Raw genomic sequence first — 14,090 nt, forward strand, 5'->3', positions numbered from 1 at the left:
GTGATGCCTGGATGACTACCCATATTCAACGCTCGGCCCTGCTGCCATACCCTGCCCAGGCGCTTTACGACCTGGTCAACGATGTGGCCAGCTACCCGCAATTCTTGCCCTGGTGCTCGGCTTCGACGGTGATCGAGGTGAGCGACACGCACATGCGGGCGAAGCTGGATGTGGCCAAGGGCGGTATGAGCCAGCATTTCGTCACGCGTAACGTGCTGGTGCCGGGGCAGTCCATCGAGATGAACCTGGAAGAGGGGCCGTTCACCCAGTTGCATGGGCTGTGGGTGTTCAAGCCGCTGGGCGAGAAAGCCTGCAAGATCAGCCTGGACCTGTCGTTCGACTATGCCGGTGCCCTGGTGCGCGCCACCCTGGGCCCGCTGTTCAACCAGGCGGCCAATACCATGGTCGATGCGTTCTGCCAGCGGGCCAAGCAGCTGTATAGCTGAGGGGTAACGAGGGGCCTTCTCTGTTCATGCCACCCCTTGTAGGAGCCGGCTTGCCGGCGATGAGGCCAGCCCAGGCGGTGCACCCTTTGAATGGATGTCGCCATGCCCGGCCCTATCGCCGGCAAGCCGGCTCCTACAGGGGCTGCACAGCGCGGCCAATAAAAAGCCCGGGCAATGCCCGGGCTTTTTTGTGCGCAGCGCTTACTGCGGCGAGGTTTCCAACGGGGCCGGGGTGGGCACCGGGGTGGTCTCGATGGTGTCGATTTCTTTCTGGATCGAGTCTTCCAGCGAGCCGGCCTTGGCCGGTTTTTCGGCAGGCTGGCCTTGGTGGGCCGGGCTGACGGTGGTGTCGCCGCTGCCGCCGAGAATTTCCTGGTCGCGGCTGACGCCGGGCATGAAGTCGCCGGCCAGGCTGACCAGTTGGTCGTTCTCGTTGAAGAAGATGCTCATGCGCTCTTGCTGGCGCTGGCCACCACCGGGCTGCAGGCTGTACAGGTAGTCCCAGCGATTGGTGTTGAAGGTGTCCTGAAGCAGGGGGTTGCCCATGATAAACCTTACTTGCCGGCGGGTCATTCCCGGGCGCAATTGGTCTATCATGTCCTGCGTGACGACATTGCCCTGCTGGATGTCGATTTTGTAAACCCCGGGAAACGAGCAACCGGCGAGTGCGAGCAGTCCCACGAGGGTGAGGCTGGTTAGCAAGAGCTTGGTGTTGTTTTGCATCGGTGGGCGACTTCCACTATCTTGGCTGGACAACGTAAACCCCGATCATACCCGTATTAAGAGAAGCTGCGAAGCAGCATCGGCGAGAAAGCTGACCATGGTTGAAAATAGCGAATTGCGCAAAGCCGGCCTCAAGGTGACCCTGCCTCGAGTCAAGATTCTTCAGATGCTCGACTCTACCGAGCAGCGTCACATGAGTGCCGAGGATGTCTACAAGGCGCTGATGGAGGCTGGCGAGGACGTTGGCCTGGCGACCGTGTACCGCGTTCTGACCCAGTTCGAAGCAGCTGGCCTGGTGGTTCGCCATAACTTCGACGGCGGCCATGCGGTGTTCGAGCTGGCTGACGGCGGCCACCACGACCATATGGTCAACGTGGATAGCGGCGAAGTCATCGAGTTCATGGATGCCGAGATCGAGCGCCGGCAAAAGGAAATCGTGGCCGAGCACGGCTTCGAACTGGTGGACCACAACCTGGTCCTCTATGTGCGTAAAAAGAAGTAACGATTTAGATCGTTATGGACAGCAAAGGCGACCTTCGGGTCGCCTTTGTGCTTTATGGGGGGGAATTCGTTGTAGGCGCGTGCTGGCTATGCCTTGCTGCTCACCACCATCTTGCGTGCATGGGCCAGGGATTCCTTGGTCAGGTCGATGCCGCCCAGCATGCGTGCCACTTCTTCCACCCGCTCGCGCTTGCCTAGATTGGCCACGGCGGTGTGGGTGGTGTCGCTGTGGCGCACCTTGTGCACGAAAAGGTGGTGATGGCCCTGGGCTGCGACTTGGGGTAGGTGGGTCACGGTCAGCACCTGGCCGCGCTCGCCCAGGCGGCGCAGCAGTTGGCCGACGATTTCTGCGGTGGGGCCGCCGATGCCGACGTCTACTTCGTCGAACACCAGGGTGGGGATGCGCGAGGTTTGCGCGGTGATCACCTGAATCGCCAGGCTGATACGCGAAAGCTCGCCGCCTGAGGCCACCTTGGCCAGCCCCTTGAGCGGCTGCCCGGGGTTGGCGCTGACCAGCAGCTCGATCTGCTCCAGGCCGTGGGGCGACAGCTCGCCGTGCTCGAACGGGGTCAGCTCGATGCAGAAGCGCCCGCCGGGCATCCCTAAGCGCTGGATTTCCTGCTCCACGGCGGTGGCCAGCTGGGTGGCGGCCTGCCGGCGCAGGGTGCTCAGCTCGGTGGCCTTCTGTTCATAGTGCTGCGCGTAGGCAGCCAACTCCTCACCCAGGCGCTCGATGGACTCGTCACTGGCGTTGAGGCCTTCGATTTCTTCCATCAGGCGCTGCTGCAGGTGTGGCAGCTCGGTGGGGTGCACGCGGTGCTTGCGGGCCAGGGTGTAGATGGCGTCGAGGCGTTCTTCCAGGGTTTGCAGGCGCATGGGGTCGGCATCGAAGTGGTCGAGGAAGCGGTTGAGCTCGCCGACGGCTTCTTCTACCTGAATTTGCGCGCTGGCGATCAGGTTGACTGCCTCGCCCAGGGCCTTGGGCGCGTTGGCCACGGCCGTGAGGCGGTTGAGGCTGACGGTGAGGGCGCTGAGCACATTGCCAGAGTCGCTTTCGCTGCACTGGTCGATGACCTGGCGGCAGATGCCGAACAGCGCTTCGGCGTTGGTCAGGTTCTTGTGTTCCTGCTCCAGCTGCACCAGCTCGTGTTCGCCCAGGCCCAGGTTGTCCAGCTCTTCCAATTGATAGCTGAGCAACTGGTGGCGGGCCCGCTGCTCGTCGCCAGAATTGCTCAGGCGCTCGAGCTCCTGGCGGGTCTGCTGCCAGCGGCGGGCTGCCAGTTGCACCTGGCGGGCCAGGTCGATGGCGCCGGCGTATTCGTCCAGCAGGCGACGGTGGGTGTCGGTTTTCAGCAGTGACTGGTGCTCGTGCTGGCTGTGGATGTCGATCAGCAGCTCGCCCAGGGCCTTGAGGTCGCCGAGCGGGCAGGGCGTGCCGTTGATGTAGCCGCGGCTGCGGCCTTCGGCGGTGATCACCCGGCGCAGGATGCACGGGCCGTCGCTTTCGAGGTCGCGCTCGGCCAGCCAGGTGTGGGCCTCGGGGATGTCGCCCAGGTCGAAGGTGGCCAGAATATCGGCCTTGTCTGCGCCGGGCCGCACCACGCCGCTGTCGGCACGGTCACCCAGGGCCAGGCCCAGGGCATCGAGCATGATCGACTTGCCGGCCCCGGTTTCGCCGGTGATCACGGACATGCCGCGGGCGAGTTCGAGGTCGAGGTGTTCGACGATGGCGTAGTTGTGAATGGACAGGTGCAGCAGCATGGGGCGGCTCCCGAGGGCTGAGGTCTGGTTATTTATACAGTGGTTTTGCGCCTGCTGACAATGCCCGCCCGATGAATGTGGAAAAGCGCCCTTGCCCTTGAAGCTGGTTTTTCCGGCCCCATATAGCCGGCAGACACGGCGAGCTTTGCTCGTACAACAGAAATTGTGGAGGAGAGACCCCATGGCTGACGAACAGCTGAACGAGAAAGACCTTAATGCCGAAGAGGCCGCTGCAGTAGATACCGGCGCCCGCGTTCAGGAGCTCGAGGAGCAGCTGGCCGCGGCCAAGGACCAGTCCCTGCGTGTGGCTGCCGAGGCGCAGAACAGCATTCGCCGCGCCGAGCAGGAAGTCGACAAGGCGCGCAAGTTCGCCCTCGAGAAGTTCGCCGGCGACCTGCTGCCGGTGATCGACAGCCTGGAGCTGGCCCTGGCCCACTCCAACGTCGAAGACGAACAGGTGAAGAAGATCCGCGAAGGCGTCGAGCTGACCCTGAAAATGTTCCAGGACACCCTCAAGCGCTACAACCTCGAAGCCATCGACCCGCACGGCCAGCCGTTCAACGCCGAGCACCACCAGGCGATGGCCATGCAGGAAAGCGCCGATGTCGAGCCGAACAGCGTGCTGAACGTGTTCCAGAAGGGCTACCTGCTCAACGGCCGCCTGCTGCGCCCCGCCATGGTGGTGGTCAGCAAGGCGCCGGCCGCGCCGCAGCCATCGATCAACGAGAAGGCTTGAAATCTGTCGGGGCATCCCCATCTAGGTGTCAAGCACTCAAGTATTACCGCAGTTGGCCAATGTAGCCGCTGCCACCCAATTCAAGTTTCGGGAGAATCAACATGGGCAAAATCATCGGTATCGACCTGGGGACCACCAACTCCTGCGTCTCCATCCTGGAAAACGGTAACGTCAAGGTCATCGAAAACGCCGAAGGCGCGCGTACTACCCCTTCGATCGTGGCCTACGCCAACGACGGCGAAATCCTGGTTGGCCAGTCGGCCAAGCGCCAGGCCGTCACCAACCCGCACAACACCCTGTTCGCCGTGAAGCGCCTGATTGGCCGCCGCTTCGAAGAAGACGTCGTGCAGAAAGACATCAAGCTGGTGCCTTACAAGATCGTCAAGGCCGGCAACGGTGACGCCTGGGTACAAGCCAACGGCAACGACATGGCGCCGCCGCAGATCAGCGCCGAAGTGCTGAAAAAGATGAAGAAGACCGCCGAGGACTACCTGGGCGAGCCGGTCACCGAAGCGGTCATCACCGTACCGGCCTACTTCAACGACAGCCAGCGCCAGGCCACCAAAGACGCCGGCCGCATCGCGGGCCTTGAAGTCAAGCGCATCATCAACGAACCGACCGCCGCTGCACTGGCGTACGGCATGGACAAGGCCAAGGGCGACCACACCGTCATCGTTTATGACCTGGGTGGCGGTACCTTCGACGTTTCGGTCATCGAAATCGCCGAGGTCGACGGTGAGCACCAGTTCGAAGTACTGGCCACCAACGGCGACACCTTCCTGGGTGGCGAAGACTTCGACATGCGCCTGATCGACTACCTCGTCGACGAGTTCAAGAAAGAGTCCGGCATGGACCTGAAGAACGACCCGCTGGCCCTGCAGCGCCTGAAAGAAGCCGCTGAAAAGGCCAAGATCGAGCTGTCCTCGGCCCAGTCGACCGACGTCAACCTGCCGTACATCACTGCAGACGCGACCGGCCCGAAACACCTGAACGTGAAGATCTCCCGCGCCAAGCTGGAATCGCTGGTCGAAGACCTGGTCAACCGTACCATCGAGCCTTGCCGCATCGCCCTGAAAGACGCCGGCATCGACGCCAGCAAGATCGACGACGTGATCCTGGTCGGTGGCCAGACCCGTATGCCGATGGTGCAAAAGGCCGTTGCCGACTTCTTCGGTAAAGAAGCGCGCAAGGACGTCAACCCGGACGAAGCCGTGGCCATGGGGGCTGCGATCCAGGGCGCGGTACTGGCCGGTGACGTCAAAGACGTACTGCTGCTGGACGTCAGCCCGCTGACCCTGGGTATCGAAACCATGGGCGGCGTGATGACCGCGCTGATCGAGAAGAACACCACCATCCCGACCAAGAAGTCGCAGGTGTTCTCGACTGCCGACGACAACCAGGGCGCCGTGACCATCCACGTGCTGCAGGGCGAGCGCAAGCAAGCCGCGCAGAACAAGTCGCTGGGCAAGTTCGACCTGTCGGACATCCCGCCAGCTCCACGCGGCGTGCCACAGATCGAAGTGACCTTCGACATCGACGCCAACGGCATCCTGCACGTCGGCGCCAAAGACAAGGCCACCGGCAAGGCTCAGTCGATCGTGATCAAGGCCAACTCCGGCCTGTCGGACGAAGAGATCGAGCGCATGGTGCGTGACGCCGAGGCCAACGCCGAGGAAGACCGCAAGTTCGAAGAGCTGGCCGCTGCCCGTAACCAGGGTGACGCGCTGGTGCACTCGACCCGCAAGATGGTCGTCGACGCCGGTGACAAGGTCACTGCCGAAGAGAAAACCGCCATCGAAGCGGCCGTGGTTGCCTTGGAAGCCGCTGTCAAAGGCGACGACAAGGCTGCCATCGACGCCAAGGTCGAGGAGTTGTCCAAGGTGTCGGCCCCGGTTGCCCAGAAGATGTACGCCGAGCAACAGGCCGAGCAACCGCAGGGCGGCGCCCAGCAGGCCGAGCCTGAAGCCAAGCACGATGACGTGGTTGACGCCGAGTTCGAAGAAGTCAAAGGCGACGACAAGAAGTAATCGTTGCATGCTGTCGCCCGTTCACCGTCTTGGCACGGTGAACTGGTAGGATGTCGCCGCGCGGGGGCTTGCTCCCGCGTTGGCGTGTCTGGAACACGAGAATTTTTACAGCATCTGTCTGGGCGCATTCGCGTATGGCGGCAGGTGTTGGCGGCACGGCGCGACAGCTGCGCGCCGGTGCCAAACACCCCAAGAGTGCAAATGACCTATGTCCAAGCGTGATTTTTATGAGGTCCTGGGTGTCGAGCGCGGCGCCAGCGAAGGCGACCTCAAGAAGGCCTACCGCCGTCTGGCGATGAAGTACCACCCGGACCGCAACCCGGGCGACAAAGAGTCGGAAGACCTGTTCAAGGAGGCCAACGAGGCCTACGAAGTGCTGTCCGACGCCAGCAAGCGTGCCGCCTACGACCAGTACGGCCACGCCGGTGTCGACCCGAGCATGGGTGGCGGCGGTGCAGGCTTCGGCGGCGCCAACTTCTCCGACATTTTCGGTGACGTATTCAGCGACTTCTTCGGTGGTGGCCGCGGCGGTGGCCGTAGCGGTGCCCAGCGCGGCAGCGACCTGCGCTACACCCTGGAGCTCAACCTCGAAGAAGCGGTGCGTGGCACCACGGTCAGCATTCGCGTGCCGACCCTGGTCAACTGCAAACCGTGCGACGGCTCCGGCGCCAAGAAGGGCTCGACCCCGTCGACCTGCCCGACCTGTGGCGGCATTGGCCAGGTGCGCATGCAGCAAGGCTTCTTCTCGGTGCAGCAGACCTGCCCGCGCTGCCATGGCCAGGGCAAGATCATCACCGACCCATGCACCTCGTGCCATGGCGAAGGCCGTGTCGAAGAGTACAAGACCTTGTCGGTCAAGGTTCCGGCTGGCGTTGATACCGGTGACCGCATCCGCCTGTCCGGCGAAGGCGAGGCCGGTGCCCATGGCGGCCCGACCGGTGACCTGTACGTGGTCATCAGCGTGCGTGAGCACGCGATCTTCCAGCGCGACGGCAAGCACCTGTACTGCGAAGTGCCGATCAGCTACACCGACGCTGCCTTGGGTGGCGAGCTGGAAGTGCCGACCCTCGATGGCCGGGTCAAGCTGAAAATCCCTGAAGGCACCCAGACCGGCAAGCAGTTCCGCCTGCGTGGCAAGGGTGTGGCGCCAGTGCGTGGCGGTGGTGCCGGCGACCTGCTGTGCCGCGTCGCGGTAGAAACGCCGGTCAACCTCAGCCGCCGCCAGCGCGAACTGCTCGAAGAGTTGCGTAGCTCGCTGGAAGTCGACAGCTCCCACTCGCCCAAGGCCAGTGGCTGGTTCGAAGGCGTGAAGCGCTTCTTTGGCGATCTCTGACAAGGAACAGGCTATGCGACGTATTGCAGTGATGGGCGCCGCCGGGCGCATGGGCAAGGTGCTGATCGAGGCTGTGCAGCAGCAGGCGCCCAAGGCCGGCCTGACCGCCGCCATTCACCGCCCGGACAGTACCCTGGTGGGGGCCGACGCCGGTGAGCTGGCCGGCCTGGGGCGTATCGGCGTGCCGATCGTCGACGACCTGGCCAAGGTGGTGGACGAGTTCGACGTGCTGATCGACTTCACCCACCCGTCGGTGACCCTGAAAAACCTGGCCTTCTGCCGCAAGGCGGGCAAGGCCATGGTCATCGGCACCACCGGCTTCAGTGCCGAAGAAAAGCAGCTGCTGGTGGAGGCGGGCAAGGAAATCCCGATCGTCTTCGCCGCCAACTTCAGCGTGGGTGTGAACCTGTGTCTGAAGCTGCTGGATACCGCGGCCCGTGTGCTGGGTGACGAGGTGGATATCGAGATCATCGAGGCGCACCACCGGCACAAGGTCGATGCGCCGTCGGGCACCGCCTTGCGCATGGGCGAGGTAGTGGCCCAGGCGCTGGGTCGCGACCTGCGTGAAGTGGCGGTGTATGGCCGTGAAGGCCAGACTGGTGCCCGTGACCGCCAGACCATCGGTTTTGCCACTGTGCGTGCCGGTGACGTGGTGGGTGACCATACCGTGCTGTTCGCCGCTGAAGGCGAGCGCGTGGAGATCACCCACAAGGCCTCAAGCCGCATGACCTTCGCCAAGGGCGCGGTGCGTGCGGCGCTGTGGCTGGATGGGCGTGCGCCTGCGCTGTATGACATGCAGGATGTGCTCGAGCTGCATTGATGGCCCTATCGCCGGCAAGCCGGCTCCTGCAGGAGCGTGCGTTCCCCTGTAGGAGCCGGCTTGCCGGCGATGGCGTCGACGCCGAAAAGCGCCATTCTGTCGCATTCATGTGTTTTAGAGACACATATGCGGTAGACCGAAAACGCACTTTTCTGTAAGCTACAGCTTTAGTGTGTCCACTAAAAGCGCGCAGCGAATTGAATTCAGCACATGAAAGCGGGGTGACGTGTCCATACGTCACTCCGCTTTTTTGCAACCTGCGATCGCCCTTTCATGCTTGATTTACGGGAGGTCTTCTTGACAAAGCCAGCCATACTCGCCCTTGCCGACGGCAGTATTTTCCGCGGTGAAGCCATCGGTGCCGACGGTCAGACCGTTGGTGAGGTGGTATTCAACACCGCTATGACCGGCTACCAGGAAATCCTTACAGACCCTTCCTACTCGCAGCAAATCGTCACCCTGACCTACCCGCACATCGGCAACACCGGCACCACGCCGGAAGACGCCGAGTCGAACCGTGTCTGGTCTGCCGGCCTGGTCATTCGCGACCTGCCGCTGCTGGCCAGCAACTGGCGTAACACCCAGTCGCTGCCTGAGTACCTCAAGGCCAACAACGTCGTTGCCATCGCCGGCATCGACACCCGTCGCCTGACCCGTATCCTGCGCGAAAAAGGCGCCCAGAACGGCTGCATCCTGGCCGGTGACAACATCACCGAGGAGCAGGCCATCGCCGCTGCCCGCGCCTTCCCGGGTCTGAAAGGCATGGACCTGGCCAAGGTCGTCTCCACCAAGGAGCGCTACGAGTGGCGCTCCAGCGTGTGGGAGCTGAAAACCGACAGCCACCCGACCATCGATGCCGCCGACCTGCCGTATCACGTGGTTGCCTTCGACTACGGCGTCAAGCTGAACATCCTGCGCATGCTGGTTGCCCGTGGCTGCCGCGTGACCGTGGTACCGGCCCAGACCCCGGCCAGCGAAGTATTGGCACTCAACCCGGACGGCGTGTTCCTGTCCAACGGCCCTGGTGACCCCGAGCCGTGCGACTACGCCATCCAGGCGATCAAAGAGATCCTCGAGACCGAGATCCCGGTGTTCGGTATCTGCCTGGGCCACCAGCTGCTGGCCCTGGCCTCCGGCGCCAAGACCGTCAAGATGGGCCACGGCCACCACGGTGCCAACCACCCGGTCCAGGACCTGGACACCGGCGTGGTCATGATCACCAGCCAGAACCACGGTTTCGCCGTAGACGAAACCACCCTGCCGGGCAACGTTCGCGCCATCCACAAGTCGCTGTTCGACGGCACCCTGCAGGGTATCGAGCGTACCGACAAGAGCGCGTTCAGCTTCCAGGGCCACCCTGAAGCGAGCCCAGGCCCGACCGACGTCGCGCCACTGTTCGATCGTTTCACCGATGCCATGGCCAAGCGCCGCTGAGCATCCTGCATCAAGGCCCCGGGGCGGCGAACGCCGCACCCGGAAGCGCCTGACCCAGATTGTTCAAGACGGCTTGCCGACTGACCCGCGGATTTGAGTGACAACCATGCCAAAACGTACAGACATCAAAAGCATCCTGATTCTCGGCGCTGGCCCGATCGTGATCGGCCAGGCCTGCGAATTCGACTACTCCGGCGCCCAGGCCTGCAAAGCCCTGCGCGAGGAAGGTTTCCGCGTCATCCTGGTGAACTCCAACCCGGCCACCATCATGACCGACCCGGCCATGGCCGACGCCACCTACATCGAGCCGATCAAGTGGCAGTCGGTGGCCAAGATCATCGAGAAAGAACGCCCCGACGCCGTCCTGCCGACCATGGGTGGCCAGACTGCCCTGAACTGCGCCCTGGACCTGGAGCGCCACGGCGTTCTGGAAAAGTTCGGCGTAGAGATGATCGGTGCCAACGCCGACACCATCGACAAGGCCGAAGACCGTTCGCGCTTCGACAAGGCCATGAAAGACATCGGCCTCGAGTGCCCGCGCTCGGGTATCGCCCACAGCATGGAAGAGGCCAATGCGGTGCTCGAGAAGCTTGGCTTCCCGTGCATCATCCGCCCGTCGTTCACCATGGGCGGCACCGGTGGCGGCATCGCCTACAACCGTGAAGAATTCGAAGAAATCTGCGCCCGCGGCCTCGACCTGTCGCCGACCAAGGAGCTGCTGATCGACGAATCGCTGATCGGCTGGAAGGAATACGAGATGGAGGTGGTCCGTGACAAAAAGGACAACTGCATCATCGTCTGCTCCATCGAGAACTTCGACCCGATGGGCGTGCACACCGGCGACTCGATCACTGTCGCACCCGCGCAAACGCTGACCGACAAGGAATACCAGATCATGCGCAACGCCTCGCTGGCGGTGCTGCGTGAAATCGGTGTCGAAACTGGCGGCTCCAACGTGCAGTTCGGTATCTGCCCGAACACCGGCCGCATGGTCGTGATCGAGATGAACCCGCGTGTATCGCGTTCGTCCGCCCTGGCTTCGAAAGCCACCGGCTTCCCGATCGCCAAGATCGCCGCCAAGCTGGCCATCGGCTACACCCTCGACGAACTGCAGAACGACATCACCGGCGGCCGCACCCCTGCGTCCTTCGAACCGTCGATCGACTACGTCGTCACCAAGCTGCCGCGTTTCGCCTTCGAGAAATTCCCGAAAGCCGACGCCCGCCTGACCACCCAGATGAAATCCGTGGGTGAAGTCATGGCCATCGGCCGTACCTTCCAGGAATCCCTGCAAAAAGCCCTGCGCGGCCTGGAAGTGGGTGCCTGCGGCCTCGACCCGAAAGTCGACCTGGCCAGCGCCGACGCCGCCAGCATTCTCAAGCGCGAGCTGACCGTACCGGGCGCCGAGCGTATCTGGTACGTGGCCGACGCCATGCGTTCGGGCATGACCATCGAAGAAATCTTCGAACTGACCGGCATCGACCTGTGGTTCCTGGTGCAGATGGAAGACCTGATCAAGGAAGAAGAGAAGGTCAAGACCCTGGCCCTGTCGGCGATCGACAAGGACTACATGCTGCGCCTCAAGCGCAAGGGCTTCTCGGACCAGCGCCTGGCCAAGCTGCTCGGCATCACCGACAAGAACCTGCGCCGTCACCGCCACAAGCTGGAAGTGTTCCCGGTGTACAAGCGCGTCGACACCTGCGCTGCCGAGTTCGCCACCGACACCGCCTACCTGTACTCGACCTACGAGCAAGAGTGCGAGGCCAACCCGTCGACCCGCGACAAGATCATGATCCTGGGTGGTGGCCCGAACCGTATCGGCCAAGGCATCGAGTTCGACTACTGCTGCGTACACGCCGCCCTGGCGCTGCGTGAAGACGGTTACGAGACCATCATGGTCAACTGCAACCCGGAAACCGTCTCCACCGACTACGACACCTCCGACCGCCTGTACTTCGAGCCGCTGACGCTGGAAGACGTGCTGGAAGTCTGCCGCGTCGAAAAACCCAAAGGCGTGATCGTTCACTACGGCGGCCAGACTCCGCTGAAACTGGCCCGCGCCCTGGAAGAAGCCGGCGTACCGATCATCGGTACCAGCCCGGACGCCATCGACCGCGCCGAAGACCGCGAGCGTTTCCAGCAGATGGTTCAGCGCCTGAACCTGCTGCAGCCGCCAAACGCCACCGTGCGCAGCGAAGAAGAAGCCATCAGCGCCGCTGGCGGCATCGGCTACCCGCTGGTGGTGCGCCCATCCTACGTACTGGGCGGCCGCGCCATGGAGATCGTCTACGAACTGGACGAGCTCAAGCGCTACCTGCGTGAAGCGGTACAAGTGTCCAACGACAGCCCGGTACTGCTCGACCACTTCCTCAACTGCGCCATTGAAATGGACGTGGATGCGGTGTGCGACGGCACCGACGTGGTGATCGGCGCGATCATGCAGCACATCGAACAGGCCGGCGTGCACTCCGGTGACTCGGCCTGCTCGCTGCCACCTTACTCGCTGAGCAAGCAAGTGCAGGACGAAGTCCGCGTTCAGGTCAAGAAAATGGCCCTGGAGCTGGGCGTTGTCGGCCTGATGAACGTGCAGCTGGCCCTGCAGGGCGACAAGATCTACGTGATCGAAGTCAACCCGCGCGCTTCGCGTACCGTGCCGTTCGTCTCCAAGTGCATCGGCACTTCGCTGGCGATGATCGCGGCCCGCGTCATGGCTGGCAAAACCTTGAAAGAGCTGGGCTTCACCCAGGAAATCATCCCGAACTTCTACAGCGTCAAGGAAGCCGTCTTCCCGTTCGCCAAGTTCCCGGGGGTTGACCCGATCCTCGGCCCTGAGATGAAATCCACCGGTGAAGTCATGGGCGTGGGTGACAGCTTCGGTGAAGCCTTCGCCAAGGCCCAGATGGGCGCCAGCGAAGTGCTGCCGACCGGCGGTACTGCGTTCATCAGCGTGCGTGACGACGACAAGCCGCAAGTGGCTGGCGTTGCCCGCGACCTGATCGCCCTGGGCTTCGAAGTGGTCGCAACCGCTGGCACCGCCAAGGTGATCGAAGCGGCCGGCCTGAAAGTGCGCCGTGTGAACAAGGTGACCGAAGGCCGCCCGCACGTGGTCGACATGATCAAGAACGACGAAGTGTCGCTGATCATCAACACCACCGAAGGCCGCCAGTCGATTGCCGACTCGTACTCGATTCGCCGCAATGCGCTGCAACACAAGATCTACTGCACCACCACCATTGCGGCCGGTGAAGCCATCTGCGAGGCGCTGAAATTCGGTCCGGAAAAGACCGTTCGTCGCCTGCAGGATCTGCATGCAGGACTCAAAGCATGAGCATTACCAAGTACCCGATGACCGTCCAGGGCGCTCGCGCCCTGGAAGAAGAGCATCTGTTTCTGAGCAAGACCGAGCGCCCGCGCCTGAGCCAGGCAATCGGTGAAGCCCGTGAGCTGGGCGACCTCAAGGAGAACGCCGAATACCATGCTGCCCGTGAGGAGCAGGGCATGGTCGAGGCGCGTATCCGTGACATCGAGGGCCGCCTGCAAAACTCGGTGGTGATCGACGTCACCACCATCGCCCACACCGGCAAGGTGATTTTCGGGACCACCGTGGACCTGGAAAACACCGAAACCGGCGATCAGGTGACCTACCAGATCGTCGGTGAGGACGAGGCCGACATCAAGAAGGGCAAGCTCTCGGCCGGTGCGCCGATCGCTCGCGCCATCATTGGCAAGGAAGAGGGCGACACCGTTGTCGTCAAGACGCCAAGCGGCACGGTCGAGTACGAGATTGTCGAAGTCAAGCACATCTGACCGGCGCCTGCGGGCGCCTTCCCTCGAGGGTATCCTCTGGCAGCTGGCCCAGGTGTTCTGGGTCGGCGGCCTTTGGGTGTTTCACGTGGGGTTGGTGCCGGCGCTGAAAGTCAGTGGCCTGGCGCCCTTGCTGGTGCATGACGTGGCCGGGCAGATCGACCGCTGGTTGATCGGCGTGGCCATGCTCGGGCTGCTGGTGCAGCTGGCAGTATTGGCGAGGGTGGATGGCCTGGCGGCCTGGTGGCGGCAGTTTCGCGGCCAGATGCTGCTGCTCGGCTTTGCTGCTTGCATCAGCTACTACACGCTGCGCTACGGGATTTCCGTGGGTGAGCGTTGGCAGATGTTCTGCTTTTTGGTGCTGGGCTTCTCCGGCATCGTGCTGGTGGCCCAGCCGGTGCCGCTGAGGGCGCGGCGCTAGCTCAAGTTGACGCGGTCCTCTGTGGGAGTGGCCTTGTGTCGCGATGGGCTGCGAAGCAGCCCCTGGGTATCGGCGTCACTGCAG

12 protein-coding genes are annotated in these 14,090 nt (G+C 63.0%); 10 read left to right on the forward strand and 2 right to left on the reverse strand.

All coding sequences use genetic code 11. From position 1 onward, the window contains the following. The first annotated feature begins 11 nt into the window (after window positions 1-11). The gene (locus KSS94_RS03660) at window positions 12-446 is read left to right on the forward strand and encodes a type II toxin-antitoxin system RatA family toxin (RefSeq protein WP_217841705.1); all 435 of its coding nucleotides are present in this window, start codon (window positions 12-14) and stop codon (window positions 444-446) included. Window positions 447-647: 201 nt separating this feature from the next. Here the strand turns inward: KSS94_RS03660 and KSS94_RS03665 are convergent, their stop codons facing one another. After that, window positions 648-1,169 (reverse strand): outer membrane protein assembly factor BamE, encoded by a 522-nt coding sequence (locus KSS94_RS03665; protein WP_217841706.1) that lies wholly within the window; start codon window positions 1,167-1,169, stop codon window positions 648-650. Between the two features lie 97 nt (window positions 1,170-1,266). Between KSS94_RS03665 and fur the strand changes: the two genes are divergently transcribed. Beyond that, window positions 1,267-1,671 carry a ferric iron uptake transcriptional regulator gene (gene fur / locus KSS94_RS03670; RefSeq protein ID WP_217841707.1) on the forward strand — a complete coding sequence of 135 codons (405 nt, stop codon included), beginning with the start codon at window positions 1,267-1,269 and terminating at the stop codon, window positions 1,669-1,671. A gap of 86 nt (window positions 1,672-1,757) precedes the next feature. Here fur and recN read toward each other — a convergent pair whose 3' ends face one another. Further along, on the reverse strand, window positions 1,758-3,431 hold the full coding sequence (gene recN / locus KSS94_RS03675; RefSeq protein ID WP_217841708.1) for a DNA repair protein RecN: 1,674 nt from the start codon (window positions 3,429-3,431) through the stop codon (window positions 1,758-1,760). Between the two features lie 181 nt (window positions 3,432-3,612). On the opposite strand from recN, the gene grpE reads away from it, so the two are divergent. The 8 genes from grpE to KSS94_RS03715 all read left to right on the forward strand — a co-directional run bounded on the left by grpE (window position 3,613) and on the right by KSS94_RS03715 (window position 14,006). Further along, window positions 3,613-4,167: a nucleotide exchange factor GrpE gene (gene grpE / locus KSS94_RS03680; protein WP_217841709.1), complete on the forward strand. Its 555-nt coding sequence runs from the start codon at window positions 3,613-3,615 to the stop codon at window positions 4,165-4,167. Between the two features lie 101 nt (window positions 4,168-4,268). Next, window positions 4,269-6,194: a molecular chaperone DnaK gene (dnaK, locus tag KSS94_RS03685; RefSeq protein ID WP_217841710.1), complete on the forward strand. Its 1,926-nt coding sequence runs from the start codon at window positions 4,269-4,271 to the stop codon at window positions 6,192-6,194. 208 nt (window positions 6,195-6,402) lie between these two features. Further along, window positions 6,403-7,527, forward strand: coding sequence for a molecular chaperone DnaJ (gene dnaJ / locus KSS94_RS03690; protein WP_217841711.1), 1,125 nt, complete (start codon window positions 6,403-6,405; stop codon window positions 7,525-7,527). A gap of 13 nt (window positions 7,528-7,540) precedes the next feature. Next, complete coding sequence (gene dapB, locus KSS94_RS03695; protein ID WP_217841712.1) at window positions 7,541-8,347, forward strand: 4-hydroxy-tetrahydrodipicolinate reductase; 807 nt, start codon at window positions 7,541-7,543, stop codon at window positions 8,345-8,347. A gap of 297 nt (window positions 8,348-8,644) precedes the next feature. Continuing rightward, the gene (gene carA, locus KSS94_RS03700) at window positions 8,645-9,781 is read left to right on the forward strand and encodes a glutamine-hydrolyzing carbamoyl-phosphate synthase small subunit (protein ID WP_217841713.1); all 1,137 of its coding nucleotides are present in this window, start codon (window positions 8,645-8,647) and stop codon (window positions 9,779-9,781) included. A 106-nt stretch (window positions 9,782-9,887) separates the two neighbouring features. Next, window positions 9,888-13,109: a carbamoyl-phosphate synthase large subunit gene (gene carB, locus KSS94_RS03705; RefSeq protein WP_217841714.1), complete on the forward strand. Its 3,222-nt coding sequence runs from the start codon at window positions 9,888-9,890 to the stop codon at window positions 13,107-13,109. After that, a complete protein-coding gene (gene greA, locus KSS94_RS03710; RefSeq protein WP_217841715.1) occupies window positions 13,106-13,588 on the forward strand; it encodes a transcription elongation factor GreA in 483 nt (160 codons plus the stop codon). Before carB ends, greA begins: the two co-directional genes overlap by 4 nt. After that, window positions 13,566-14,006: a DUF2567 domain-containing protein gene (locus KSS94_RS03715; protein WP_217841716.1), complete on the forward strand. Its 441-nt coding sequence runs from the start codon at window positions 13,566-13,568 to the stop codon at window positions 14,004-14,006. Before greA ends, KSS94_RS03715 begins: the two co-directional genes overlap by 23 nt. Window positions 14,007-14,090: the final 84 nt, after the last annotated feature.

It is taken from the genome of Pseudomonas fakonensis (genome assembly GCF_019139895.1).
In the GTDB taxonomy this organism is placed as follows: Bacteria; Pseudomonadota; Gammaproteobacteria; order Pseudomonadales; family Pseudomonadaceae; genus Aquipseudomonas; species Aquipseudomonas fakonensis.